This is a genomic window from Marseilla massiliensis (genome assembly GCF_016899855.1).
Taxonomy (GTDB): Bacteria; Bacteroidota; Bacteroidia; order Bacteroidales; family Bacteroidaceae; genus Prevotella.
Genome location: NZ_JACJJG010000013.1, coordinates 25,151 through 51,895 on the forward strand (window position 1 = coordinate 25,151; position 26,745 = coordinate 51,895).

Genomic DNA, 26,745 nt, shown 5'->3' on the forward strand with positions numbered 1-26,745 from the left:
CAAAAGACGGTCTTTTGTGTTGTAAAAGATGGCCTTTTGCTTCATGAAAGGTGGCCTTTCAGCTTGTAAAAGGCCACCTCCTGCGGTTCATCCGCAGTTCTGTTGGATAAAGATAAGATGCTGATATTCAAGTATTTGTATTATCTTGTATGCTCATAAGTCCCTGATAATCAGTACCTGTATATTGATTAAATTGAAATTTAGGGCTATAAAACTATCCGGCTTATCCATACTTCAAATTATATAACAAAACTATTGATTTTTAATCTTTTAAAAGAAAAACTCGATGTGCTCAATTTTATGTTGCTGAAAGGCCATCCAACAAAACTGCGGAAGAACCGTCAATCGTAAAGCCGTTGGATATTATACGCGTTGCGGAAGATGTCGTAACCGCAATGTTTTAACCATTAATATTGTAAAATTTCATTATGAGCCATATCGCGTTGAGCCATTATACGCCACAAGAAAACACCTGCAAGGACTGCCAACAAGCCTCCTTTCGGAAGGGTAGGGGCAGGCTTTTGCTGCTGTTACTGCTGTTTTTCCTTCTCTCCTTTCCCGCCTTCCCGCAGTCGGCGGGGCGGCAGGTTACGGGGCGCGTCACCGATGCCAAGACGGGCAAGGGCGTGAGCTACGTTACCTGCAAGACGCTGGGCGAGCGCGATTCGCTTATGGCCTACGCCCTGACCGACGGCACTGGGGCATTCACCCTGACCCTTCCCGACGGGGCGGAGGCGGTGGAGTTCACCCTGATGGGCTACGACAAGAAGCGCATAAAGGCGCGCGACGCCCGCCAGGGCATGAGGGTCAGGCTAGCGCCATCGGGCATAATGCTGAAAGAAGTGACCGTAAAGGCCCGCCCGATAGACGTCCACAAAGACACCATTAACTACAACGTGGCGGCATTTCAGGGCAAGGAAGACCGCTATATAGAAGATGTGCTGAAGAAAATGCCGGGCATTGAGGTGGCCGACAACGGCGCGATACGCTACAAGGGCAGACCTATCAACAAGTTTAACATCGAGGGGCAAGACCTGCTGGGCAACCAATACAACCAGGCTACACGCAATATGCCGGCCGACGCGGTGGCCACCGTGCAGGTGATGGAGGACGACCAGCCCATCCGCGCGCTGAAAGACAGGGTGCCGTCAGACAAAGCCACGCTTAACATCAAGCTGAAACAGGGCTATAAGCTGCGCCCGTTCGGCGAGGCGAGGGGCGGTATCGGCGGCTTCAATGACGTGCTGTGGAACAACAGTCTGACCTTGATGAACGTGGGAAGGAAGAACCAACTGCTGCTGACCGCAAAGATGGACAACAATGGCGAGAACCTGTCGGAGAACACGGTGGAGCACATCGACTATTCCGACGCGGACAACTACGAGCCTCTGCCGGGCGAAATGATACAGACGGACGGCATGGCACAGCCGCCGATTAGCGAGAAACGATACCTCAGGAACAAGTCTTACTCTGTAGGACTGAACCATGTCCACCGCATTGGCCGCTACGGTTCGCTGCGCACCAACATAACTTATTACGGCACGTCCAACCACAACGAGGACAGCACCTACAACTACTACGGCGGCGAACAGACGCTTTCGCTCAGCGAAACTAACCGTCGCAAGCTATCATCCCACACCCTCATGCCCCACTTCCGCTATGAACATAACGCCCCGAAAGTGTACCTCGTCGACGAACTATCAGGCTCCCTGTCATTCTTTAAGTTGACGAGTGACAAGTTGACAAGCAGACAAGGAGATTTGACTCAGCAGGAAAGCAACGATGTTTTTGAGCAGACAAGGGACATCTTTAAGTCAACGAGTGACGAGTTGACAAGTAAACAAGGAGAAATGCCTCGCCTATTAGCAGGGCAAATCTCCTCGTCTGCTCGTCCCTTGTCTGCTTGTCAACTAAATGAAATCTCCTCGTCTGCTCGTGACATGTCTGCTTATCAACTGCGCGAAAGCGCCGACCGCCATCCCGGCTACTTGCAGAATAAGCTGCGCATGACCATAAATGCCGGGGCGAATGTATATTCGGTGAACTCGCTGTTCAGGTATTTCCGCCGCAGCGAAACACTCGCCGTGGGCGAAAACGACGGTGACGCGGAGGGCAATTCTGCTTACTCCTTCTCTCCATACTCCATTACTCCTTCCTCAATCTACCAATTAAGCCAACGCCTTGAACTTGAAAGGCTGATGACACGGAGCAGCGTTTCGACAATATTCAGGGTCTTGGGCAACAGTCTTGAACTGAAATATACGTTCGAGTTGCGTTCAGACAACGTGGCAGTTGATGGCAACCGAGGTTACCGCACAACGTACATGAAGCATTCGTTCATGCCCGGATACTCCATCGTTTACGGCCGTGGGCACATTGGTATAGAAGTACCCGTGAGCGTGTTCACGTCGCGCGTGCCGTGGAGCGGCGTCAGCGGCGGAACAAAGGTGTATGCCTCGCCCTCGCTCAGGTGGCGGCATGAGTTTTCGCCGTTCTGGAGAATGAACATAATGGGCGGCATCAGCCGTGACCCTTCGGCCGATGTCATGACGCCGGAGGAGTTCGCAAGGGATTACCGTACGCGTCTGCTGACGGCCGACCGCATAGGATGGACGCGCCGTTCAGGTGCCTCGTTCTCGCTTAACTACTCCAATCTTGTCACCCTGTTTGTGTGGAATGTCATGGCGTCGGCTTCATGGAGCACGTCAGACCATTACAACGAATACACCTACGGCAATGATCTGACCACCGTAAGGCCCGTATGGAAGGACGTGAAATCGCGCTCACTGTTTGTCCTGACGTCGGTCGATAAGACCTTTGCAGGCACCGGCGAAAGCGTGAAGGCCACCGTAAGCTATAATCGCACGGCGCTGCCCGTGGCGCAGAACGGCGTAACCGCCGACATAACCGCCAATGTGCTGACGACGGCAATGACGCTGAGGTGGAGCAGGTGGAAGTGGCTGTCGGTGACCGACCGTCCCACTTTCAACCTTACGTGGCAGGATCCGTATGCCTGGAGCGCCGGACATAACACCCTGAAGAGCTTTTACAACGAGGCAGACGTCCACCTGTTCCCGCTCAGCGGACTTGACATAAGCCTGTCATGGGAGTACAACGTCCTGGAGGTTGAGCGCGGGCGATACCGCCGTAACAGCTTTCTTGACGCCTCTGTGCGCTATTCTTTAAGTAAAAAGATAGATTTACGCCTGGCAATGAGCAATCTGCTGAACCGTAAAGTGTATGAAGAGGCTTCGTTCTCGGGCCTCAACTACGGCTATTTCAGCCTGCCCTTGCGTGGCCGCGAGGTGCTTTTCTCCGTCGCGTTCAGCATTTAACGCCGGATAAAGTCATGAAAACCGTAAGCTGAACGCATGTTCCTAGTTACAATCACTACGTCTGATTATTCATTTATCATTATTCATTAATCATTCCATACATGTTTTCTTACAAACTAAAAGGCCGTCTTTCGCAATGCAGAAGACGCCCTTTTAGCCTGCGATTGACGGCCTTTTGGAAAGTAAAAGACCGTCTATCGCAATACCGTTTATCGAGAATGATCAACTCATTGACAGTTAATCCCCAAACAAGTCATGCCTTGCCGATAGACAAAGTGAACGTATGCATTCCACCGGTGAAGGTGTATTTAATGTCAAGGCCGTAAAGATTGGATATTGCCTTGACGAGAGACAGGCCGAGGCCGGTAGACGACTTCTTGCCCGCCGAATGGTAGAAGCGCTCGAATATCTTGCTGTCGTCAAGCGGGCGGAGGCTGCCCGTGTTGGCTACGGTGTACGTCTTGCCGTCAGAAGTGACGCTTATCTCGCCTCCGTCAACGTTGTGGATGAACGCGTTTTTGAGCAGGTTGCCTATTAATATGCCGGCAAGCTGCTCGTCTATATCCACCTCGGCCGCGCCCGTAAAGGCTGTCTTGACCTGTATCCGCCTGTTGGCGTAGACGGCCGCGAGGTCTGGCAGAATCTTCATTGTTGTTGTTTCGAGGTCTACGGTGACACGGTTGACAAACTGCCCGTTGTCTATCTTGCAGAGCAACAGCAGCGAGCGGTTGGTGGCCGAGAGGCTTTTCAGCGTGCGCAGGGTCTTTATTATGTCGGCCATCTGCGTCTCGGTGAGGTTGTCTTCATCGAGCAACATCTCAAGGCGGTTGGTGCATACGGCCAGCGGTGTCTGCATCTCGTGTGACGCGTTGGCGATAAACAGCTTCTGCTGTTCGTACTGGCGCTCGTTACGCTCTACGCTACGGCGCAGCGCGTCGTTAAGGGTGCTGAACTCGGTTATCTTGGTGTTGCTGTCGAGGGGGCGGCTGCGCTTACCCAGCTTGTAGGCGTTGAGCCAGTCGAGCAGCGCCTTGAGCGGCTTCATGCTGTGGCGTATGGTCCACAGGTTGACCACGGTTATGCCGACGAGCAGCACTACATAGAGTGCGATAAGCCAGTAGAGGATGGCGCGCTTCATGTTGTTCTTGTCGATGGATGGTGTGAACACTACGAGCTCACGCCATTGCCCGTCGTCGGTCTGGAAGATGTACGTGATGGTGCGGGCCTGCTCGTAACGGTGCCTTTGCTCGAAAAACATCTCCGTGTCCTTATACCTTATGTGCTGCATTCGCGCTGCATAGCCGGCCGGTATCGAGCGTATGACGTACTGACGGCCGGAGATTTCGCTCGACTCGGGCAGCGTCTCGCCCGCAAGATAGTCGGTGATGAGCGTCTCGGCATAGTCGGTGAGCGCCTCGTCGGTGGCGTTGTTTATCTCTTTTATTATCGCGAAATAAAAGCAGACGGCCCAAACGGCTATGACGATAGCCTTGAGTATGGACAGCCGGAAGGTTATTACGTTCTGAAGCTTCATCGTTTTTTTAGTTGACAAGGGACGAGTTGACAAGCAGACGAGGAGATATGTTTAAGTCAACTCGTCCCTTGTTTGCTTGTCAACTTGATACCACAAGTTTATATCCAAACCCGTAGACGGTCTTTATCTCTATTGTCGCGCCGGCGGCTTTGAGCCTTTTGCGCAGGTTTTTCATCTGGGCGTAGATGAAGTCGAAATTGTCGGCCTGGTCGATACTGTCGCCCCACACGGCCTCGGCCAGCGTCTGCTTCTCTATCAGGCGGTTGGCGCGGTTGACAAGGTAGTGCAATATGTCGTACTCCTTGCGCCCAAGCTCGAGGTCGCGGCCGTCAACGTCTACCTTGAACGTGTCGGGATGGATGGTCACGTTGCCCAGCTTGATGTTGCGCTCGCCGTTATGCGCGTTGCGGCGCAGCACGCTCTTTATCCTGGCGTGCAGCTCGGCAAGGTGGAACGGCTTGGCAAGATAGTCGTCGGCGCCGAGGTCAAGCCCCGTAACCTTGTCCTCGATGGAGTCTTTGGCGGATATTATGATCACGTTGTTGCGCCTGCCCCGCTCCGAGAGTTCACGCAACAGGCTCAGCCCGTTGCCGTCGGGCAGCATGATGTCGAGCAGGATGCAGTCGTACTCATATATGAAAACCTTGGTCCGCGCGGTAGAATAATCGGGCGCGGTCTCCACAACATACCGCTCCTTCTCCAGCGAGCGCACTATCACTTCACGCAAGTCGGCGTTGTCTTCGATTACCAGTATCTTCATATTTCGTTAGAAGTTATAGAAGTAAAAGAAGTTACCGCTCACTTTGTTCACTCAGAAGTTAAAGCCATTTGCCTCGCATCACGAAATCAATCTACGTTTATCTGCATAAGTAATGGCTTTAACTTCTATAACTTCTCTTACTTCTTTAAATTCTGAATATTCTTACTTTTCAATCCTCATCCTTGCGTCTACGGCTACGATATCGTTCTCGTCGGCCAGCAAGGGGTTGATGTCCATCTCCTTGATTTCGGTGGCGAAGCGCAAGAGTGTCGACAGGCGCACTATTATCTCGGCGTACTTCTTCTCGTTGACGCCCTTCTGTCCGCGCGTGCCTCTTATTATCTTGTACGCCCGCAGGGAGCGTATCATCGAGTAAGCCTCGTCATACGACAGCGGGGCAAGGCCGCTTGACACGTCCTTCAGCACTTCGACGAAGATTCCGCCGAGGCCGCACAGCACTATGTGGCCGAACCTTGGCTCGTATTTGGCGCCGATGAACAGCTCGCGTCCACGCAACATCTTCTGCACCATGACGCCTTTAGCTCCCTCGATCTGCATCATTCGATCGAACTCATACTCCAGCTGGCTCGACGTCTTGATGTTAAGCGCCACTCCGCCTACGTCGCTCTTGTGGACAGGGCCTACCACCTTGGCCACCACGGGATAGCCTACCTTCTCGGCAAAGGCTTCCAGCTCGGCCTTGTCGGCGCTCACAAGCTCTGGCACCATCGGTATTCCGGCGCACTCGAGCAGTTCATGCACATGCTCGGGAGAGATGTATCCGTTGCCTTCGATACGTCCGATGACCTCGCGGATACGAGGAACGTCGACGCCGAACAGCTCTATTTCCGGCGAGGCGGGACGCGGAGTCTTCATCACTTGGGTAAGAGCCGTGGCAAGGGTAACCTCGTCGCTGAAGTTGACATGCCCCTTGCTGAGGAACTCGGCAACCTCCGGACCGGCGGTATGCAGGCACGGCAGGATGGGGAAAATGGGCTTCTTGCACTCCAGAATCTTCTTGTGCAACACGTCGTAGGCCTCATACAGCTGGACAAGACCCGGCGTTCCGAAGATTACGAAGATAGCGTCAATGCCCTTGAACTTATGCTCACAGTAGTCAATGGCAAGCGAAAGATGTTCCGGTGTGCCGGTAGCGAGGATGTCGATGGGGTTGGATACCGACGAGCCGGGGAACAGAAGGCTCTTCAGTTCGTCAGCCTCGGGCCCCTCAATCTTGGGCACGTTGAGCCCGCCTTTCGACAAAGCGTCGGTCAGCATTACGCCCGGGCCGCCGGCATGGGTAACGATGGCGAAGTTACGTCCAGTCAAAGGAGGCAGCGTAAAGATACATCCTACGGTGGTAAGCTCCTCTCTCGAGAAGCAGCGCACTATCCCCGCCTTGCGGAAGAGAGCCTCAACGGCCGAGTCGCTGCTGGCTATCGCCCCCGTGTGCGACGACGCGGCGCGGCTGCCGCTCTCGCTGCTGCCCGCCTTGATTGCCGCTATACGGCAGCCCTTGCGTATGAGCGAACCTGCGTGGAACAGCAACTTGTCGGGGTTGTTGATGTTTTCGATATAAAGAAGCTTGATGTGCGAGTCGCGCTCGGGGTCGAAGTTCTCGTCCATATACTGGAGAACGTCCTCAATGCCTATCTGCTTGCTGTTGCCCACACTCCACACCGAGTTGAACGGCAGGCCCTTGATTACGGCAGACTCGAGGATGAACACCGCCGTGGCACCCGACCCGCTGATGAAGTCGACACCCTTATCATGCAGCGTGGGGATGGGTTTCGTGAACACGCTGTGGTGCCACGAGTTCATCAGTCCAATACAGTTGGGGCCGATAAGCGCCGCCCCATACTTATCGCATGTGTCCACAATGCGCTGCTCAAGCTCGGCACCCTCCTTAGTCTCCTCGCCGAATCCGGCAGAGATTATGATGAAAGCGCGCACGCCCTTGTCGCGCGCAAGAGTCTCTACACTCTCCGGACACATCTTGGCCGGTATCACGAGCACAGCCAAATCGGTAGGAGGCAGCTCGCCGGCGTCATGGAACACCTTAATGCCCTGCACCTCGTCTTCCTTCGGATTGATAATTCTCAGCGTGCCCTTATAGCCTCCGCTGATAAGATTGCGCACCAATGCGCCGCCCGGTTTGTGGACGTTGTTCGAGCCGCCCACCACCACGATACTCTCGGGATGTAACAGTTGTCGGTTAATCATAGTATTGTTTTTAGTTTTTGACACCCGCATTCAGCCAACAGTATGTATGCCGGCTGAATGCGGACATCAGTGTTTTTACTTCAGTATCTGCTGCGCGTGCTCCTTCACCTTTATCTCCTTGGGAGTTATCACGCGCTCTATTATGCCTTCCTCGTTGATGATGAAGGTGGTGCGGAACGTGCCCATGTACGTGCGTCCGTACATTTTCTTCTCGCCCCACACGCCGAACTGCTCAACAAGCTGCTTCTCCGTGTCGGCTATAAGATGGAAAGGCAGCTCGTGTTTGGCTATGAAACGCTGGTGCTTCTTCTCGTCGTCAACGCTTACGCCAAGCACCTCGTAGCCCCCGTTGCGCAGTCCTTCGTAATTGTCGCGCAGGTTGCAGGCCTCGGTAGTGCAACCCGACGTCAGGTCTTTCGGATAGAAATACAGCACGAGCTTCCTGCCCTTGAAGTCGCTTAACCTCACTTCGTTGCCGTTCTCGTCATGCCCGAGCAACTCGGGCGCCTTGTCTCCTACATTCATATATTATTGTTGTTAGATGTTATCTGTTAATCCAATTTTCAATATTTATATCGGGAATATGGGATAAATGCCTTACGTTCTCGGTCACAAGTGTCATGTTTTTACATATCGCTGTTGCTCCGATAAGCAGGTCAAAGTCATCAATCATAGAACCTTGCCTTCTTAATTCTGCCTTGATTTCAGCATAAACAGGCAATACCGGATATATAGGTTCAACTGAAAGCAACCCTATCAAATCATTAATTTGACTCAAATGCTTCTCTTTTTGTATGCTACAAGCCGCTCCATAAAGTAACTCGCCGACTGTAATCTCAGATATATGGCAGTTGCCAATACCTATTTCCATCAGTTGGTCAGCCACTTCATACTTTCCTCTGAGAAAGAAAATGCAGATGTTTGTATCCAATAAATATTGCTTCATTCGTCAAACGAGGATAAGTTTCTTGTCTTGTTGCTCACCCGTCCTTCAGCGATTGCACGCTCCATCATATCCGCTTCTGGGTCGTCCGCCCACGCTCCAGCCAGCTTTGAAAAAGCATACTGACCTGCATTCACGGCCGGTGTATTCACCGTTTTATCGTTTTTCAGCAAAGAGTCGGTAAGTTTTCTCACCAAACGTAGCTTCTCCATGCCGTTCAAATTATCAAGCATGGGGAAATAATAATCAACCCAATTTATACTCATTTCCATTCCTTTCATCTTTCTGCTCCTTTCTTAATAACATTGAGCATATCGCCAAACACCGACAACAAAAGCAGTGCCGTAACGATGTACTTGGCCATATCCATAAGTCATTTGCCCAATTCCTTTTTCATATTGCAAATATAGCACAAGTTGATTGAAACTCAAAATAAAAGGAAAAGAAACGAGATTTTATTTTGGTTAATATCCGTCAGTACATCACACAACACGATAAGGCCGAGACAGTATCAGCCACCATGACAGCAGACAGAATCCTCTGAGGCTGCAAGCAAAGGTTACAAAATAGTCATTTCGCAACCTTCAGGCGCATGTTTGTTGTCAAAACGTCAAACAGAAGATGTCCGTGTATTTTGCCGAAATAGAAAAACGAAGGCGCGTATCACGGCACGTTTCAGCGCAAAATGTCATCTTTAAGTTGTCAAAACACGGCTAAAAACAACACGAAAGACCGTCTTTCAGAATATAAAAGACAGCCTTTCGCATCACTAACGACGGCTTTCGGCATTGCCAAAGACCGTCGTTTACACCCGTAAAGGTCGTTTTTTAGGCTTCAAACGGCCGTTTTCGTTGCACACAAAAGCCGCAAGCCGACGTATCGTCTTGATAATATTACACTTACGTTTGCACACGATTTTTCGCCGTATTTGCGTCTGCCAGCCTTTTATTTTCGGCCGACGGCCTTCCTGAGCGCCAACGAAAATCAGGAAGAAAGCCGCAAGGACTATCTTGACTGCATAATGAAAGTATGGCAAAATGCTGCTGTCTGACTGACAAAATATCGCATGAAGCAAGGCTTCTTTTCTTCCGTTTCATTAATATAACGGATAAAATACCGGAATAAAAAGTGTTTTATGAACAAAAATAACTAACTTTACAGCCGCTAACTAAAACTATCATGAACAAGAAAATATTGCTTTTCGCCGTGGCTATGACGGCCTTCATGCCTGCCATAGGGCAGACTACGGCACCTGAATCAGCCACAATCCAGCCTGCGGGCAACGTCTGTCCGCTTGGCAACCAGTCGGCATGCGACATGCCATCATGTACCTTCCGCCACCCCTGGGCGGGCAAGCGGGTATGCTTTATAGGCGACTCGATGACCGACCCGAGGAACAACAGCGAGGAAATAAACAAGAAATACTGGAACTTTCTGCAAGAATGGCTCGGCATAACGCCCTACGTCTATGCCATCAGCGGCCGCCAGTGGGACGACGTGCCACGGCAGGCAAAGGCGCTGAAGGATGAGCACGGCGACAACGTTGACGCCATAACGGTGTTCATCGGGACTAACGACTTCAACGCGGGAGTGCCCCTCGGCCGCTGGTATGACGAGCGCGAGGATACAGTATTGGCTGCGGTGCACAGTCCGAAGAAGTACTACAAACGCAAGAAGCGCACCCCGTCAATGGACAACACCACGTTCAAGGGACGCATAAACATAGCAATAGAAAGCCTCAAGACACTCTTCCCCGACAAGCAGATAGTGCTGCTTACGCCGATACACCGTGCCCGCGCCGAGTTCGGAGCAGAGAACCTGCAGCCCGACGAGAGCTGGCAGAACGTGTGCGGAGAGTACTTCAGCGCCTACGTTGACGCAGTGAAGGAGGCCGGCAACGTGTGGGGCGTGCCCATAATAGACCTCAACGCCGTGAGCGGAATGAACCCGATGGTCAAGGCGCAGCAGTCTTACTTCCACAACGCGGCCACCGACCTGCTCCACCCCAGCGTTAAAGGACAGCGGCGTTTGGCGCAAACGCTGGTGTATCAGCTCATGGCGCTGCCGGTATTTTAGCCACTGCCGTACGCCCGCATCATGCTGGCAACGGCTCTACTACAAGCCTGGCAGTCGCTTTCTAACGGGTATATAAGAGGTCATCTCAAGCCTGGCAGTCGGTATTCGTCATTCCGTGCTTGACACGGAATGACGAATACCGACTGCCAGGCTTGTAAGAGGGTGTCGTATGCGTAACGATTTGCGACTACCAGACTATAGTATTGCGGCATATTAACGAGGAAACGGCCTTATTTACCCGGCTTGTTTGACCACGACAACACGCCACTAATTACAACAAAACCTCATTATCCACAACAAAAGGGAAAAAACTTTAAATCGTTTTGCCGTCTTGTCTTTATTGTTTACCTTTGTAATTGCATTTAAAAAGTTAAAAGGCAAGGAAACGGAAAGATTGAATGGCCGGATTGCCGACATCTATACGGTAAACATCTATAACCGCCATGAAGCCTTATCCGCCACCCTTGACAGAACAAAAAATTACCGCTCATGAAAAAGACGATTATTTCACTGCTTTCGATTTTATTCCTATTACCAGGCGTTATGTTGGCAGACGGATATACACAATTATGGAAAAAGGTTGACGATGCGGCCAAGAAAGACCTGCCCAAGACGCAGATTGAATGCCTGAAGGCCATCATCGACAAGGCCGAACGGGAAAAGAACTACGGCCAGCTGCTAAAGGCCGAGTGGCAAACGATGTGGACATGGCACTCAATATCGCCCGACTCGCTCGCTCCGCAGATTGAACGCCTCGAGCAAAAGGCCGTGACATACGAAAAGACAGACCCCGCACTGGCCGCCGTATGCTACGCAGCGCTGGGAAAGACGGCCGGCGAACGATGGATGCGCAGTTACAAAGCGCATGAGCAGGCACCGGAATATTTAAAAAAGGCAATGGCCAATCCGGCCCTGCTCGCGCAGAAGAAGGCCGAGGCTTACGCGCCGTTTACCGTCAAGGGGCGCGACGCCGACCTCTTCGGAGGCGACCTGCTGAGCCTCATCGGATACACCGCCGGCGACTACAAGGCCATGCACGACTACTACGCCACGACCTCCAACCGCACCGCCACGCTGCTTACGGCGCTCGACATGGTGCGTGACGACGCCATGAAAACGGGCCTATTCTTCGTCTACAAGAAGGATTCACAATACATGGAGTCGCTCGACTCGCTTACAAGGCTGTACTCCGACCTGCCGGCCTGCGCCGAAGTGGCCATCAGCAGGTATGACGTGATGAAATTCGCGAAAGACATCACGGCTCAAGAGAAATCCAACTTCCTCAACGACGCAATAAACCGCTGGAGTCCTTGGCGCCGTACGGACAAGCTGCGCAACGAGCTGAAGGAACTTACACGCCCGTACTTCAATGCCACGACAGAACGCAGCATGGTGTTGCCAAGCCGTGACTTCACAATGAAATACGACGTGCGCAACATAAAGGAACTGCGACTTACCCTCACAAGACTGAACGCTACCGGAGCCGACAAGCTGTACGTGGACAGCGACAAGGAATATAATAAGGTTAAGGCACTGAAGAGCGCGTCCTCTGCCGTTACCATGAAAAAAGCCTTCGGCACACAGCCTGAATATGAAGTGGTGAGCGACTCGTTCATCGTCAAGGGCCTTCCCGTCGGCGTTTATCTTGTAGAAGTTGAGACAGACAACAACAGCATAACGCCTGACCGCGACATGCTGTACGTTACCGACATGTTCATCATCCATCAGGAACTGCCCGGCAACAAGATGCGTTTTGCCGTGTTGAGCGGCACTACGGGGCAACCCGTAGCGGGAGCGAAACTCGACATCCGCCACAGGGACGACAAACGGAAGGTCATTACGTGCAAGGACAATGGCGAAGCGTTGTTTTTCTTTGACAAGACAAGCGTTGACGAAGTGCGTGCATATACCGACACTGACAACGCCGCGCCGTTTGTGAGCGCCTATAACAACTTCAGCTATAACGAGAACACATTTAACCGCGACGTAGCCTCACTGTTCACCGACCGCAAGATATACCGCCCCGGCCAGACCGTTCGCGTAGCGATGGTGCTTCGCCACATTGACAAGCTTGAACAGAATGCCATTGCCAACCGCACGGTGAAACTGACTTTGAAGGACGCCAACTATAAGACTGTAGCCGAAAAGAATGTCACTACCGACGAATTCGGTACCGCCTCGGCCGACTTCACGCTGCCTTCGGGCGGGCTTACAGGTTCGTTCTCGATAAGGACGGAGAATCTTCTGGGCGGCTCTGTGGGCTTCCGAGTGGAGGAATACAAGCGCCCGACGTTCCAGGTTGAGTTCGATAAAGTAAAGGAAATGTACGAAAACGGAGATACCGTGACCGTAACCGGACGTGCCAAGGCATACTCGGGTGTAGCCGTGCAGGGCGCAAAGGTAAAGTACACCGTACGCAGGAAACAGGCCCTGTGGTGGCGTTTCAGCTATACGGGAGCGTTCTTCAACGAGAACGACAACGCCGTTTTGGCTGAGGGAGAGGCCGTTACCGACGGCAAGGGCGAGTTTAAAATCCGCATACCGATGCAGCTGCCCGTATGGGAAGAAAGTATCGGTATAAGCAAGGATGACTACTACCGCATAGCCCGTTTCTATAATATCGTGACCGAGGCCGACGTTACCGACATGGCCGGCGAAAGCCACAACGGCGATATATCGTTGCCGTTGGGCAACAAGCCGACGTCGTTCGCTTGCGACGTTCCCGAACAGACGTTACGCGACAGCCTGAAGACGATAACCTTCTCGCTGAAGAACTCCGCCGGAAACAATATCGACGGCGACGTGACTTACACCGTAAGCGGTATAAGCGGAACGTTTAGCGCCAAGACAAACACCCCGACCGAGTTGGCATGGAACACCATGGAACTGCTCAAGTCGGGCCGGCACACAATAACGGCAATATGCGGCAACGACACTGTACGCCGCGACTTCGTGGTATTCAGCTACGATGATACAGTGCCGTGCGTGGAAACCCCCGACTGGTTTAACGTCTCCGGCGACGTATTCCCACGTGACGGCAGCCCCATATACCTGCAGTTCGGCTCGTCAGACACCGACGTACACGTGCTATATACAGTCATTTCAGGCAACAAACTCCTGAAGAGCGGTAGCCTGGAACTAAGCAACGCCGTGAAGACTTACCGCCTGCCGTACAAGGAAGAGTACGGTTCGGGCGTGCGCATCAACCTCATATGGGTTAAGGAAGGCAAAGTTTACAACCACAACTTCACAATACAGAAGCCCTTGCCTGACAAGCGCCTGATACTGAAATGGACCACTTTCCGCGACCGCCTGACGCCGGGACAGCAAGAAGAATGGACACTCAACATAACAAGACCTGACGGAAAGCCTGCCAACGCACAGCTTCTGGCCACCATGTATGACGCCTCGCTCGACCAGCTGACGCCATTCTCGTGGTATTTCAACCAATATACACGCATCAACTTGCCGTGGACAGCATGGCGAACGGCAAATATTTACCCTGTTGATTTCTACGGAACACTGAACCAAAAACTTGCTTCAGTCAAGTCTTTGGATTTCGGAAACATCGAGACAAACCTCAATAATATACTCTATGCGAAAGAAGAAGTAGTCATAACGGGATACGGTAACAGCACAGGAAAATATCTCACGGGGTCTACGCAAAATATAATGGTACGCGGAACGGCACCCGTCATGAAGAAAAACGCCGAGACACGGACTACAATCGGAGCATTCAATGCCTCTGCCGATGCCGCCCTTGCAGGGGACGTTCTCGTGCAGGAAGAGTCAGCCAAAGCTCAGATGGAGGAAGAAACAGCGCCTACCGAGCCTGCCGTTCCGCTCCGCGAGAACCTCAACGAAACGGCATTCTTCTATCCTGCACTTGTAAACAACACCATAGACGGCAACGTATCAATCAAGTTCACGCTGCCGGAAAGCGTTACTACATGGCGCTTCATGGGCTTCGCTCACGACAAGGAAATGAACTATGGACAGATAGAAGGCAAGGCCGTAGCCGCCAAGACCGTGATGGTACAGCCCAACATGCCGCGCTTCGTACGTGTTGGCGACCGTGCAAACATATCCGCACGCATCTTAAACACTGCCGACAAAACAGTAAAAGGCACGGCCATTATGCAACTCGTCGACCCCGAAACTGAAAAAGTTATATTGGAGATAAAACAGAAATTCGAGGTTGATGCCGACTCAACAGGCGCCGTATCGTTCAGCTACAGGCCTGACTCCAACCATTCGTTGCTCGTCTGCAGGATTTTCGCCGAAGGCAAAGATTTCAGCGACGGAGAGCAACATTACCTGCCGATACTGTCCGATACCGAGCTGGTGACAACAACCGTGCCTTTCACACAGCACGAACCGGGAGTTAAGACCATCGACCTGAAACCGCTGTTCCCTGAAAACGGACGTAGCGAGAAGCTCACGATAGAGTACACGAACAATCCTGCATGGCTCGTACTACAGGCCTTGCCTTATATAAGTAACTTACGTGAAGACAACGCCATCAACCTTGCCACGGCTTATTATGCCAACAGTATCGGCGCGTACATGATGAAACAGTCGCCGAGAATAAAGAGCGTATTCGACCAGTGGAAACATGAGACTGGCCAGGAAAGCCTCATGAGCAGCCTTGAAAAGAACCAAGAGTTGAAAAACATGGTGCTTAACGAGACCCCATGGATAGCCGACGCCGACAGGGAAAGTGACCAAAAGCAAATGCTTGCCAACTATTTTGACGAGTCGACACTCAACAACAATCTTACGACTGCACTCGAGAAATTACGCAAGTTGCAAAACTCCGCAGACGGTTCTTGGTGCTGGTGGCCGGGAATGAGATACGGTTCGCCTACACTTACGGCAGCAATTACAGAAACTTTAGTTCGCCTTGACAACATGATTGGCGCACAGACGGAGACGAAGGCGATGACAGACAAAGCCATAAAATTCCTCGGCGACGTCGTTGTGAAGGAATATGAAGAGATTAAGAAGAACGAGAAGAAAGGCATGAAAGTCTACATCAACGTGGACAATGCCGTACACTATCTTTACATCTGCGCCATCAGCAACCACAAACCCACTGCCAAGGAAAACGAAGCAGCCCAATATATGCTTGAGGAATTGAAGAAGTACAATGTCGATTTGAACCTGTATTATAAGGCTTTGATGGCCGTTATCCTGGCCGACGAAGGCGACAAGCAGCTTGCACGGCAGTATGTACAGAGCCTTGACGAATATTCTGTCGCAACAGAAGAGATGGGACGTTATTACGACTCACCGCGTACCGGCTACAGTTGGTTCGACTACGGCATACCTACACAGGTTGCGGCAATCGAGGCCATGACGCTCGTCAACGCACAAGGATACGCCAAAACCATTGACGAGATGAAACGTTGGCTACTCCAACAAAAACGAGTACAAGGATGGACAACACCTTTCAACAACGTAAATGCAGTCTACGCATTCCTCAACGGCAACATGAAGGTGCTTGAAAGTAAAGCTGAAACAACTCTTGCCGTTGACGGCAAGACGTTAGAACTGCCTAAAGCTACTGCCGGACTTGGTTATGTAAAGACATCTATAAAGCCCGACGGAAGCGATAAATTCACTGCTACGAAAACTTCGGAAGGCACTTCATGGGGAGCCGTTTACGCTCAGTCTGTACAACAGACATCAACTATAACATCTGCTTCCGCAGGAATGAGTGTTACAAGAGAAATCCTCTCTGCTGACGGGAAACCGGCAACAGCATTGAATATAGGCGACAAGATAACTGTACGCATAACCATCCGGGCCGACCGCGACTATGATTACGTACAAGTAACCGACAAACGCGCAGCTTGCATGGAACCAGTAAACCAGTTAAGCGGTTACCGTAAAGGCTACTATTGTACGCCTAAAGACAACGCGACAAATTATTATTTCGACCGTATGGGCAAAGGAACGCACGTAATCGAAACCGAATACTACATCGACCGCGCCGGTCTGTATGAAACTGGAACGTGTACTGTACAGTGCGCTTATGCCCCTGAATATTCAGCACGCACGGCTTCTACGACATTGGACATCAAATAAGCCAGGAAGTTAACAGTCGAGAATGAGAACAACAAGAACCATGAACAAGAAAAAGATATTGATAATTTTGCTTGCCGCATCGGCGTTGGGCGTGTCGGCCCAGCGCATTACGGCAAAGCATGAAGTAATAGATTGTGGCAATGTATTATACGAACAACCGGTTACGGCAAAGTTTGAACTTACCAACAAAGGTAACGACTTGATTATTGACACCGTACGAACCAGTTGTGATTGCGCCATTGCCACCTACCCAAAAGGCGTAATAACGAAAGGCAACGACTTTGTTATCGAGTTGACGTTCGACTCCCGCCAGCTCGGACATTTCTACAAAGAGGCGGCGATATACAGCAACGCTTCTGACAAACCGTTTTATCTTACAATGCGCGGCGTGGTGGTCGACCAGCTCAAAGACTTCTCCGGCGTCTACGATTTTATGCTTGGCAGCGTGCGTGCAGAAAAGAACGACATTGAGTTTGACGACGTAAGCCTTGGTGAAATGCCGTCGCAAAAAATACATATCGTCAATAGTGGAACTGAAAGCGTAAGTCCGGTAGTCATGCATTTGCCTAATTATCTTACAGCATCTGTATCTCCGACCAGCATTGCTCCCGGACATGGCGGTGTAGTGACAATCACGCTTAACTCGAACAAGCTGCGCAGTTACGGCCTTACACAATCGTCTGTATATCTCGGCATGTTCCCCGGCGACAAGGTTAGTGACGAAAAGGAAATAACGATTTCGGCAGTATTGCTGCCAGAATTCCGAAACATGTCAGAAACACAACTGGCCAACGCGCCGGTAATGAAGCTCTCTACGGAGACTCTTGAACTTGGCGAGTTCGGCGACAAGAGCGACCTCAGCGGCACGATAATTATCGAGAACCAAGGGCGCAGCCGACTTAACATAAGCTCGATGCAGATGTTCACAACAGGACTTAAGGTGCGCCTGAACAAATCAAGACTTGACCCGGGCGAGTCGGCAAAGATGAAAATCACGGCATACAAAAAGCAACTGAAGAACGCGAGAAGCAAACCGCGTGTGCTGATGATAACCAACGACCCCAACAAGTCAAAGGTAGTGATACACGTTAACGTTAAATAAGCAGACAAGGGGACAAGAGACGAGCAGACAGGGAGATTTGCCTTATTGCGTGGGATGTAGATATTTATGGAGTCGAATCTCCTTATCTGCTCGGCAACCCGTTACTTGTCAACTAAAAATACAAAGATATGTTACATCCGGAAAACAGCGAAAAATACAAAGGCCTGACCGTCAATTCAGGGGTAGAACAGCCCTCAATAGTAAACCCATACCTAAAGCGGGGGCGGTTCAAGCGGCGCGAGCTGTCGGTGGGCGACATGGTTGAAGGCATATTGAAGGGCAACGTAACCATCCTGAGCCAGGCAGTGACACTAATAGAAAGCGTCAATCCCGACCACCAGGCTAAGGCGCAGGAGGTCATTGAGAAGTGTCTGCCATACAGCGGCAACTCATTGCGCATTGGCATCAGCGGCGTGCCGGGCGCGGGAAAGAGTACGTCGATAGACCAGTTCGGCCTGCATGTGCTCGACCGTACGGGCGGAAAGCTTGCCGTGCTGGCAATAGACCCAAGCTCTGAACGCTCTAAAGGCAGCATACTGGGCGACAAGACACGAATGGAGAAGCTGTCCGTGCGCGAGGATGCCTTCATCCGTCCCAGTCCTACGGCAGGCTCGCTGGGCGGCGTGGCACGCAAGACGCGCGAGACGATAATACTGTGTGAGGCAGCGGGTTACGACAAGATATTCGTCGAGACGGTAGGCGTAGGACAGAGCGAGACGGCATGCCACTCGATGGTTGACTTCTTCCTGCTGATCCAGCTTGCAGGCACCGGCGACGAGCTTCAGGGCATTAAGCGCGGCATTATGGAAATAGCCGACGGCATTGTAATAAACAAATGCGACGGAGAGAACGTTGACAAATGCCATCTGGCGGCACGTAATTTCCGCAACGCGCTGCACTTCTTCCCCGCTCCGGACAGCGGATGGCAACCCAAGGTGTTATGTTACAGCGGCTTTTACGGGCTCGGAATAAAGGAGATTTGGGACATGGTATACGAGTATGTCGACTTTGTAAAAGGTAACGGATACTTCGCTTACCGCCGCAATGAGCAAAGCAAATACTGGATGTACGAAACCATCAACGAGCACCTGCGTGACAGTTTCTACAACAACAACGAAATCCAAAAACGGCTCGCCGAGGCCGAACGTGCCGTACTTGCAGGCGAACGGACAAGCTTCACGGCGGCCAACGAGCTGCTGGAGGTATATTTTAATAAGAAGTAGTTAAAGGAGTTAGAGGAGTTAAAGTAGTTAAAGACAAATGTCCTGACGCTTTACACTGCTATAACAAAGGCTTATTAACAAGAAAAACTAAAGTAATTTGAGGAGTTAAAGTTGCCAAAGGCAATAGCGAAACAGCTTTAACTCCTTTATTCACAAAAACGAACAATCATGCAAATCGAGATAGATAACGGCAGCGGTTTCTGCTTTGGAGTGACGACGGCAATACGCAAGGCCGAAGAAGAGCTTGCCGCCGGCACACGGCTTTACTGCCTTGGCGACATCGTACATAACGGCATGGAGTGTGAACGGCTAAGACGCATGGGCCTGGTAACCATCAACCACGACGAGATGAGCCGCCTGCACGGCGTGAAAGTGCTGCTGCGCGCCCACGGCGAACCGCCCGAGACATACGAAATGGCGCGCCGTAACAACATCGAGATTATCGACGCCACGTGTCCCGTGGTACTGCAACTGCAACGCCGCATCAAGCAGAAATACGACTCCAACCCCGACGCACAGATTGTGATTTTCGGCAAACCCGGCCACGCCGAGGTGCTCGGACTGGTGGGCCAGACCAACGGACGAGCCATCGTTGTGGCCGACCTTGACGGCGTTAAGTCGCTCGACTTCACGCGGGACATCTTCCTTTACTCGCAGACGACTAAGTCGCTCGACGAGTTCCACCGCATAATAGACTACATCCAGCAGCACATCGCGCCCGAGGCTACGTTCAAGAGCTTTGACACGATATGCCGACAGGTGGCCAACCGCATGCCCAACATCAGTTCGTTCGCCCGCCGCCATGACCTCATCCTTTTCGTTTGCGGACGCAAGAGCAGCAACGGACGAGTGTTGTTCAACGAGTGCAAGAGCGTAAACCCTAACAGCCACCTAATCGAAGGGCCTGACGAGATAGACCCGTCATGGCTCAAAGGGGTAGACACCGTGGGTATATGCGGCGCCACGAGCACGCCGAAATGGCTCATGGAAGAGTGCCTTGAGAGAATTAAGAGTTAAGAATTAAGAGTTAATGCCGGAGAACTGAAAGTCAGCGTTAAACTAATTAAAAAAACGTGCCTTGAAGCGATAGAAAACCTCTGTTGCGGCAAGGCATGCTTTCGTTTGTTTTCCAATTGACGGTCTTTTGCGTTCCGAAAGGCCGTCTTTCAGGCGCTAAAAGGCCGTCTTTCGTCGTGCGAAAGACGGCCTTTTACAATGCATTGAATACCAAGACGTTACGCAACGGGATTTATGCCTTATGCCATCAGCGCCTTTTCCGTGGTTTCATAGCCTCCCTAAAGAGATGACGCACGGCCGCTACGGGGTGGTAAATTATCATCCTCGGACCGGCGTAGCGCATTATTTCGCATATCCGCTGACGCATGTCCGGGCGGTAGCAGTGGGTGGGACATTGCTTGCACGTAGGCTTGCCGTCACCATAACGGCACTTCGATAGGCGTTCGCCGGCATACCTTAATACCTCACGACAGCCGTCACACAGCTGCCTGTTGCCCTCCTTGCGACGGCAGTACAGGCGAACCATCAGCTCAACGGTGCGTTTCTCCTCATCAACCCTGCCGCCCATTGCCTATTGCTTGAACGTTATCCGGCAGTTGCCAAGGCTCTCGATGACGGCCAGCGACTCAACCCTGAAGCCCATGTCCCTGAGCATTTTACCGCCATGCTGAAACTCTTTCTCTATGATGAAGCCCATGCCTGCAAGCTCTGCGCCGGCCTGACGGGCCAGGTCTGCTATGCCTTTGGCGGCATTTCCGTTGGCAAGAAAGTCGTCGATGAACAGCAGGCGGTCGCCCGGACATACAAACTCGCCGCTTACGCAGATGTCATACGTGCGGCGCTTGGTAAACGAATATACCTCGGTAGAGAGCATGCCCTCCATCGTAACGGGCTTTTTCTTCTTGGCGAAAACCACGGGCAGCCCCATCACATACCCGGTCATGATGGCCGGCGCAATGCCGCTGGCCTCGATGGTGATGATTTTATCCGCTCCCGCCGACGCGAAACGGCGGGCAAACTCGTCGGCAACCCGTTTCATAAGAACAGGGTCCATCTGGTGGTTTATAAAGCTGTCGACCTTCAATATTCCGCCCTCAAGGCACTTGCCGTCCTTGAGTATCCGTTCTTTTAGTGCTTCCATATAGTTGTTTTAAGTGCAAAAATAGTGAAAGGCGAGCGCAATGAAAAGAAAAAAACGAAGTTTTTTGACATTCCATTGCCGAGCCGCATCCTATATTCATGAAACAAATATAAGAAAAACCGTGGTACGGACAAAATAACATCCTGCACACACGGTTTTTTCACTCTGTATTTTCAGCCTTCAGCACGGCCCCGATATGGCCTGCTGATTATTTTATACGCTCCTCCCTCAGGAACTTTCCGAAACGGTCGTGATAACCGTTGAACACGTTGATGTCCACATCGCCGTGTATCCCGCTGACGCGACCGTCAGGACAAAGCTGCCAGAACACGAGCCTCACCTCGGGCTTATACTCGCCGTAACGGGCTATCCACACGAGATAGTCGCGCATGATGTCGGGAGCCGACGGCAGGTATTTGTTTACGAACTGCTGGCTTACGTAGAGTATAGGGCGTACCCCCGTGCGCCTGTGTACTATGTTCAGCCATGTGCGTATGCGGCTGAACATGGCGTTGACTCCGCCCATCTTCCTTATCTGCGACGACGTAGGCTCGACGTCAAGCACCGGAGGGAAGTCGCCTTTGGCGAAACGCGAGTGGCGCAGGAAGTAGTTGGCCTGTCTCGTTGCGCTTGATGTAGGCGAGAAAAAGTGGTAAGCACCGCACGGAATACCGTAGCGGCGGGCCTGCCGGTAGTCTGAAAGGTAATAAGGATTACGCACCGACGCGCCTTCAGTAGACTTTATGTAGACGAACGATACGGGATAGTCAACCGTTCCGCTAACCTTTTTGCGACTGATGTTTCCAAGGTGGGTAATGCGCAGTTTGCGCCAGTTGATGGCATATTTCTTGCGCCCCCGTCCGTGCTGGTAGCGTGATATGTCAATGCCGTAGATACGTTCGGCGGTATAGGTCATACGCTCTCCGCGGTACTTGCCTGCATTCCATTCACCAACTTTCACCTTGCCGTCGGCCCCTACTCCACATCCGAAACCGTCAGGAGCGCCCCCGGCCCATGCTCCGTCATAGTAGCTGCCGTCATAACCCCGGTATATTCCGTGTCCGCCCGGGGCATAACAAGAGTCAAGTTCGCCGCGGTAAGTGCCAAGAGTGTCGGTAATAATGCCCCTGACGACCGTGTCGGCACGCCACAAGGCGGTAACCTTTCGCCCTGTGCTGTCGGTCGTCGTACCATAGCCGCAGCGCTTGCCCATGCTCCATTGACCGCTGTAGACGATACGTCCGTTTACGGACAGCACACCGTAGCCGTCAGGCTGCGCGCCCGAGAGAGTTCCGCGATAGACTGTATCACCGCGCACTATCGTACCGCTGTCGGCCGGTGTACGCCTTCCGCACGCCGACAAGAGTAGCAGGACTATGATTATGGATGTAATAACGGATTTGTTCATTTCAACAATTCTTTCAGACCGAAACCGAAAACAGACGGTTTCACTATCCTTCCGTCTACGTTTATACCCGCCAGGCGGCCTCCTGAAGTAAAGACCAAAGCCCCGTCGGGCGCCAGCAACGGCGGCACGTCATGCCGGCCTGCGGACTCAACCGCTCCGCCAAACGTGGCCGGAGAGCCTTTTGCGGGGTCATACTTGTAGGCGGTGCAACCAGGTTCCGCAGCTATTACCACGCTGTCACCAGCCTCAGGCGACGGTAACAGCCATTGGTGGAGATATACTGCGCGGGCGCCGTCTGGCATTGACCGGTCGACGGTTTGCAACAAGCGGAAAGGCGAGGTATGGCGTGAAGTCACGATGTTGCAGGTCTTACGCGACATACGGCCTGCCGTATCGGGTGTAAGCAATGCGTATTCAGTTACGAGTTTTACCTCAAGTCGCTTGTCTGCCGACAACGCGTTAAGGTGTGAAAGCATTTTTACCGTTCTGTCACGCTGCGCTTTCACACGCGCCGAATATTCCGCCATAACGTTATATCCGTCATCATTCACGTTGTGCACTTTCATGTAATAGTCGATTTCCTCCGACTGTCGCTCCAGCAACCTTATCTTTACGGCCAGTCGGTCGGCAGTAGCTTTTAAGATATACGGCAACCGCCCGTTCGCCTGTAACACGCGCCTCTCGGCGACACTGTCGTCATTAGCGATGAGCAACAGCCCCCCGCACGAAGCTATAAACGGATATTTGTTTACCCAACTTGCGCATAAGTAACGGCGCGTGGTCACGGTAGAGTCGGCAGACAAGGCCAGTCCTTGTGGCTGCAGACTGTCGTTAAAACTCTTGAATGCCATCACAGGCTTGCCTCCAAGCCTTAGTTCATAATGCGATATGCCTTCCACCAAAGCCACGCTCCGCTCCATTCGCTCCGTCGAGGCAGGCAGAAACGTGGCTCCGTATATAACAAATACAATCGCCGCCAAGGCTATCGGCAGCGATTGTAGTATCAAGCGAGAGACAGGCTTACCGTCAATCAATCTCTTCATCGGCTTCATATCCGCCCATCTCGCGTATCGCGTTCTTCAATATCGTGTACTGCTGGAACAGGTCATGCACCGGTTCGTGACCGTCATCATGCATCGGACTCTTAAGATAGAACGACAACCATGTCTGCATTCCGCTCCTGCCGGCACGCAGGGCAAGGTCGCCCAACAGGGCAAGGTCGAGCAACAGCGGAGCCGCGAGTATCGAGTCCTTGCACAGGAAGTCAACTTTTATCTGCATGGGGTAACCCATCCATCCGAAAATGTCAATGTTATCCCATCCTTCCTTGTCGTCGTTGCGAGGCGGATAATAGTTGATACGTACCTTGTGGAAGATGTCTCCGTAAAGATCAGGATACTCGTCTTTCTTCAAAATGGTGTCTATAACGCCGAGCTTGCTTACCTCCTTGGTCTTGAAATTCTCCGGAACGTCAAGCACAAGGCCGTCACGGTTGCCCAGAATGTTGGTAGAGAACCACCCGTTTACACCCAACATACGGGTACGGAACGCGGCAGACAGTACAGTCTTCATCATAGTCTGGCCGGTCTTGAAATCCTTTCCGGCAATAGGAGTGCCTGTTTTCTCCGCATATTGCCACATCGCCGGAATGTCGATACATGTGTTCGGCGCACCCATTATGAACGGTGCGCCCTCAGACATAGCTGCGTACGCATAGCACATTGACGGCGCGATATGCTTTCGGTCGTCGGCTTTCATCGCAGTCTCGAAAGCATCCAGACTATCGTGTACCTCTTCGTCACGGGGAATATATATTTCGGTTGAAGCAGCCCAGATGACAACTACACGGCTGCATCCTTGCTCCTGCTTGAAACGGCGGATGTCCTCACGCACCTGTTCCATAAGCTCCCAACGCGAGAGTGAGGTGTCCTTGGTCCATGTTCCGTCAATGGCCTTAACGTAATCTTGGTCGTAAACACCCTTCATCGGTACTATTTTCTCAAGCTCTCCCTTAACGGGATAGATATCCCTGTCCCTCAACACCTCGGCATGCATGGCGCTTTCAAACGCATTATCCGGCAGAATGTCCCATGCTCCGAATACCAAGTCGTCAAGTGAAGGCATTGAAACAATCTCTGAAACGTGCTTATATTGTGCATCGTTACCCCTTCCTACGCGGATTTTAGCCATCTGGGTAATCGAGCCTACGGGTTTACCCATCCCCTTACGAATCATAAGTGTACCTGCAATGAATGTCGAGCTAACAGCTCCAAGACCGACGCATAAAATACCGAGCTTACCCTCGGCAGGCCTTATTTTGTTCTGTTCCATTTTTATATTGGTGTTTATAACATCTCTATATCTTTATCCAGATAAAACCGACACAGGCAAACCGTGTCATAACTAATTACAGTTTCAAAGTGCGAAAGTACAAAAAACATTCATTATGGCACTCCATTTTATGCTTTTTATTCTCTTTTTTGTATTAAAAGAACCTTTCTCGGACATAATATCACTGGTTTTATGATATTTCTTTTGTATTTTTGTTGCGCAAATAGAAACAACAAACTAAAAAATATCATGGCAAAATTTGATTTCGACGAAATTGTCAACCGCCGTGGCACAGGCAGTGAGAAATGGGATGGAGACGCAACGGCCGACCTACTGCCGATGTGGGTTGCCGATATGGACTTCCGTACTTCACCAGCCATTATAGAGGCTTTACGCAAGAGAGTTGACCACGGAATATTCGGTTACGAGCATGTTTCCGACGGGTATTATGACGCCCTTATCAACTGGTTTGACCGCCGCCACGGCTGGCGTATGCGGCGCGAATGGATTATATACACCACCGGAGTAGTCCCTGCCGTGTCGGCAGTCATCAAGGCGATGACCTCACCCGGCGACAAGGTTCTTGTGCAGACACCGGTCTACAACTGTTTCTTCTCATCAATAAGGAACAACGGCTGCGTAATGGAAGACAACAAACTGGTGTACCATGACGGCACTTATACCGTTGACTTCGACGACTTCGAGCGTAAGGCTTCAGACCCGGCAGTCAAGGTTTTCCTTCTCTGCAACCCGCACAACCCTGCCGGACGGGCATGGACTCCTGACGAACTGAAGCGAATGGGAGACATTTGCATGAAGCACGGGGTGTTCGTATTGTCTGACGAAATACACTGTGACATCGTCATGCCTGGCTATAAATACACTCCATTTGCATCACTTTCGGACGAGTTTTTACAGCATTCCGCAACATGTACGGCACCTACCAAGACTTTCAATATTGCGGGACTGCAAATAGCTAACATAACCGTTGCCGACAAAGATGCCCGCCAACGTGTAGACAGAGCTATCAACATCAATGAAGTTTGCGACGTCGGCCCAATGGGGGTGACGGCATTGCAGGCGGCATACAATCACGGAGAGGAATGGCTTGAAGAACTTTTGGAATACCTGCACGGCAATTACGAGTGCCTGAAAGAGTTTTTCTCTGAAAATATGCCGCAGCTAACGGTTACAAAACTTGAGGCGACGTATCTTGTATGGGTTGACTGCTCGGTTCTCGGTAAACCGTCAACCACAATCGTTGAGGAACTGAAAGAGCAAAAGGAACTATGGCTTAACGACGGGGAAATGTACGGAGAGAAGGATAACCCGTTTGTCCGTATCAACATAGCATGTCCCCGAAGCGTAATGCTTAAAGGACTTCAGCTGTTTGCGGATTACGTAAACGGAAAGTAATTTTTAATGCAAAAAGAGTTTTAACAGGAGTTAAGGAGTCAAGAAGTTAAGGAGTTAAGACATATGTCTTGCTTGTTGATGGTATTTATGTTGACGGCGAAAGTAATGTCTTAACTCCTTAACTTCTTGACTCCTTAACTCCTGTT

At 51.5% G+C, this 26,745-nt stretch carries 18 protein-coding genes; 7 read left to right on the top strand and 11 right to left on the bottom strand.

Annotated features, from left to right (window positions below; genetic code table 11):
* Positions 1-428 precede the first annotated feature (428 nt).
* Complete coding sequence (locus tag H6A34_RS04415) at positions 429-3,335, top strand: peptidase associated/transthyretin-like domain-containing protein (RefSeq protein ID WP_205103710.1); 2,907 nt, start codon at positions 429-431, stop codon at positions 3,333-3,335.
* 253 nt (positions 3,336-3,588) lie between these two features.
* Here the strand turns inward: H6A34_RS04415 and H6A34_RS04420 are convergent, their stop codons facing one another.
* The 6 genes from H6A34_RS04420 to H6A34_RS04445 all read right to left on the bottom strand — a co-directional run bounded on the left by H6A34_RS04420 (position 3,589) and on the right by H6A34_RS04445 (position 9,061).
* Positions 3,589-4,869 (bottom strand): sensor histidine kinase, encoded by a 1,281-nt coding sequence (locus H6A34_RS04420; RefSeq protein WP_205103712.1) that lies wholly within the window; start codon positions 4,867-4,869, stop codon positions 3,589-3,591.
* Between the two features lie 79 nt (positions 4,870-4,948).
* On the bottom strand, positions 4,949-5,629 hold the full coding sequence (locus H6A34_RS04425; RefSeq protein WP_021949359.1) for a response regulator transcription factor: 681 nt from the start codon (positions 5,627-5,629) through the stop codon (positions 4,949-4,951).
* 162 nt (positions 5,630-5,791) lie between these two features.
* On the bottom strand, positions 5,792-7,852 hold the full coding sequence (locus H6A34_RS04430) for an acetate--CoA ligase family protein (RefSeq protein ID WP_205103714.1): 2,061 nt from the start codon (positions 7,850-7,852) through the stop codon (positions 5,792-5,794).
* Positions 7,853-7,927: 75 nt separating this feature from the next.
* Entirely contained in the window at positions 7,928-8,377 is a 450-nt protein-coding gene (gene bcp, locus H6A34_RS04435; protein ID WP_021949363.1) for a thioredoxin-dependent thiol peroxidase, read from the bottom strand.
* Positions 8,378-8,396: 19 nt separating this feature from the next.
* Positions 8,397-8,798 carry a type II toxin-antitoxin system VapC family toxin gene (locus H6A34_RS04440; protein WP_205103716.1) on the bottom strand — a complete coding sequence of 134 codons (402 nt, stop codon included), beginning with the start codon at positions 8,796-8,798 and terminating at the stop codon, positions 8,397-8,399.
* Positions 8,795-9,061 (bottom strand): hypothetical protein, encoded by a 267-nt coding sequence (locus H6A34_RS04445; protein WP_205103718.1) that lies wholly within the window; start codon positions 9,059-9,061, stop codon positions 8,795-8,797. The genes H6A34_RS04440 and H6A34_RS04445 overlap by 4 nt, the downstream gene beginning before the upstream one ends.
* 1,051 nt (positions 9,062-10,112) lie before the next feature.
* Here H6A34_RS04445 and H6A34_RS04450 point away from each other — a divergent pair.
* The 5 genes from H6A34_RS04450 (at position 10,113) to H6A34_RS04470 (ending at position 20,303) form a co-directional block, all read left to right on the top strand.
* A complete protein-coding gene (locus tag H6A34_RS04450; RefSeq protein WP_239480759.1) occupies positions 10,113-10,871 on the top strand; it encodes an SGNH/GDSL hydrolase family protein in 759 nt (252 codons plus the stop codon).
* A 489-nt stretch (positions 10,872-11,360) separates the two neighbouring features.
* Entirely contained in the window at positions 11,361-16,961 is a 5,601-nt protein-coding gene (locus H6A34_RS04455; protein ID WP_205103720.1) for an alpha-2-macroglobulin family protein, read from the top strand.
* Positions 16,962-16,983: 22 nt separating this feature from the next.
* A complete protein-coding gene (locus H6A34_RS04460) occupies positions 16,984-18,063 on the top strand; it encodes a DUF1573 domain-containing protein (protein ID WP_338088624.1) in 1,080 nt (359 codons plus the stop codon).
* A 128-nt stretch (positions 18,064-18,191) separates the two neighbouring features.
* Positions 18,192-19,286, top strand: a complete 1,095-nt coding sequence (gene meaB, locus H6A34_RS04465; RefSeq protein WP_205103721.1) for a methylmalonyl Co-A mutase-associated GTPase MeaB — start codon at positions 18,192-18,194, stop codon at positions 19,284-19,286.
* 168 nt (positions 19,287-19,454) lie between these two features.
* The gene (locus H6A34_RS04470; RefSeq protein WP_021949370.1) at positions 19,455-20,303 is read left to right on the top strand and encodes a 4-hydroxy-3-methylbut-2-enyl diphosphate reductase; all 849 of its coding nucleotides are present in this window, start codon (positions 19,455-19,457) and stop codon (positions 20,301-20,303) included.
* A 247-nt stretch (positions 20,304-20,550) separates the two neighbouring features.
* Here H6A34_RS04470 and H6A34_RS04475 read toward each other — a convergent pair whose 3' ends face one another.
* From H6A34_RS04475 to H6A34_RS04495, 5 genes are all read right to left on the bottom strand, one after another.
* Entirely contained in the window at positions 20,551-20,871 is a 321-nt protein-coding gene (locus H6A34_RS04475) for a nitrous oxide-stimulated promoter family protein (protein WP_205103722.1), read from the bottom strand.
* 3 nt (positions 20,872-20,874) lie between these two features.
* On the bottom strand, positions 20,875-21,444 hold the full coding sequence (gene xpt, locus H6A34_RS04480; protein WP_205103723.1) for a xanthine phosphoribosyltransferase: 570 nt from the start codon (positions 21,442-21,444) through the stop codon (positions 20,875-20,877).
* A gap of 208 nt (positions 21,445-21,652) precedes the next feature.
* Positions 21,653-22,852 carry a GH25 family lysozyme gene (locus H6A34_RS04485; RefSeq protein WP_205103724.1) on the bottom strand — a complete coding sequence of 400 codons (1,200 nt, stop codon included), beginning with the start codon at positions 22,850-22,852 and terminating at the stop codon, positions 21,653-21,655.
* A complete protein-coding gene (locus tag H6A34_RS04490; RefSeq protein WP_205103725.1) occupies positions 22,849-23,895 on the bottom strand; it encodes a hypothetical protein in 1,047 nt (348 codons plus the stop codon). Before H6A34_RS04490 ends, H6A34_RS04485 begins: the two co-directional genes overlap by 4 nt.
* On the bottom strand, positions 23,879-25,183 hold the full coding sequence (locus tag H6A34_RS04495) for an inositol-3-phosphate synthase (protein ID WP_205103726.1): 1,305 nt from the start codon (positions 25,181-25,183) through the stop codon (positions 23,879-23,881). Before H6A34_RS04495 ends, H6A34_RS04490 begins: the two co-directional genes overlap by 17 nt.
* Positions 25,184-25,432: 249 nt before the next feature.
* Here H6A34_RS04495 and H6A34_RS04500 point away from each other — a divergent pair, with 249 nt between their 5' ends.
* The gene (locus tag H6A34_RS04500) at positions 25,433-26,599 is read left to right on the top strand and encodes a MalY/PatB family protein (protein ID WP_205103727.1); all 1,167 of its coding nucleotides are present in this window, start codon (positions 25,433-25,435) and stop codon (positions 26,597-26,599) included.
* Positions 26,600-26,745 lie beyond the last annotated feature (146 nt).

Bases quoted from the DNA above. Each gene is read 5' to 3' on its own strand.
- H6A34_RS04455 (WP_205103720.1), top strand. From the start codon at position 11,361: ATGAAAAAGACGATTATTTCACTGCTTTCGATTTTATTCCTATTACCA.
- H6A34_RS04485 (WP_205103724.1), bottom strand. From the start codon at position 22,852: ATGAACAAATCCGTTATTACATCCATAATCATAGTCCTGCTACTCTTG.
- H6A34_RS04420 (WP_205103712.1), bottom strand. From the start codon at position 4,869: ATGAAGCTTCAGAACGTAATAACCTTCCGGCTGTCCATACTCAAGGCT.
- H6A34_RS04415 (WP_205103710.1), top strand. From the start codon at position 429: ATGAGCCATATCGCGTTGAGCCATTATACGCCACAAGAAAACACCTGC.
- meaB (WP_205103721.1), top strand. From the start codon at position 18,192: ATGTTACATCCGGAAAACAGCGAAAAATACAAAGGCCTGACCGTCAAT.
- H6A34_RS04445 (WP_205103718.1), bottom strand. From the start codon at position 9,061: ATGAGTATAAATTGGGTTGATTATTATTTCCCCATGCTTGATAATTTG.
- H6A34_RS04425 (WP_021949359.1), bottom strand. From the start codon at position 5,629: ATGAAGATACTGGTAATCGAAGACAACGCCGACTTGCGTGAAGTGATA.
- H6A34_RS04450 (WP_239480759.1), top strand. From the start codon at position 10,113: ATGCCATCATGTACCTTCCGCCACCCCTGGGCGGGCAAGCGGGTATGC.
- H6A34_RS04440 (WP_205103716.1), bottom strand. From the start codon at position 8,798: ATGAAGCAATATTTATTGGATACAAACATCTGCATTTTCTTTCTCAGA.
- H6A34_RS04430 (WP_205103714.1), bottom strand. From the start codon at position 7,852: ATGATTAACCGACAACTGTTACATCCCGAGAGTATCGTGGTGGTGGGC.
- H6A34_RS04460 (WP_338088624.1), top strand. From the start codon at position 16,984: ATGAGAACAACAAGAACCATGAACAAGAAAAAGATATTGATAATTTTG.
- H6A34_RS04495 (WP_205103726.1), bottom strand. From the start codon at position 25,183: ATGGAACAGAACAAAATAAGGCCTGCCGAGGGTAAGCTCGGTATTTTA.
- xpt (WP_205103723.1), bottom strand. From the start codon at position 21,444: ATGGAAGCACTAAAAGAACGGATACTCAAGGACGGCAAGTGCCTTGAG.
- H6A34_RS04475 (WP_205103722.1), bottom strand. From the start codon at position 20,871: ATGGGCGGCAGGGTTGATGAGGAGAAACGCACCGTTGAGCTGATGGTT.
- H6A34_RS04470 (WP_021949370.1), top strand. From the start codon at position 19,455: ATGCAAATCGAGATAGATAACGGCAGCGGTTTCTGCTTTGGAGTGACG.
- H6A34_RS04490 (WP_205103725.1), bottom strand. From the start codon at position 23,895: ATGAAGAGATTGATTGACGGTAAGCCTGTCTCTCGCTTGATACTACAA.
- H6A34_RS04500 (WP_205103727.1), top strand. From the start codon at position 25,433: ATGGCAAAATTTGATTTCGACGAAATTGTCAACCGCCGTGGCACAGGC.
- bcp (WP_021949363.1), bottom strand. From the start codon at position 8,377: ATGAATGTAGGAGACAAGGCGCCCGAGTTGCTCGGGCATGACGAGAAC.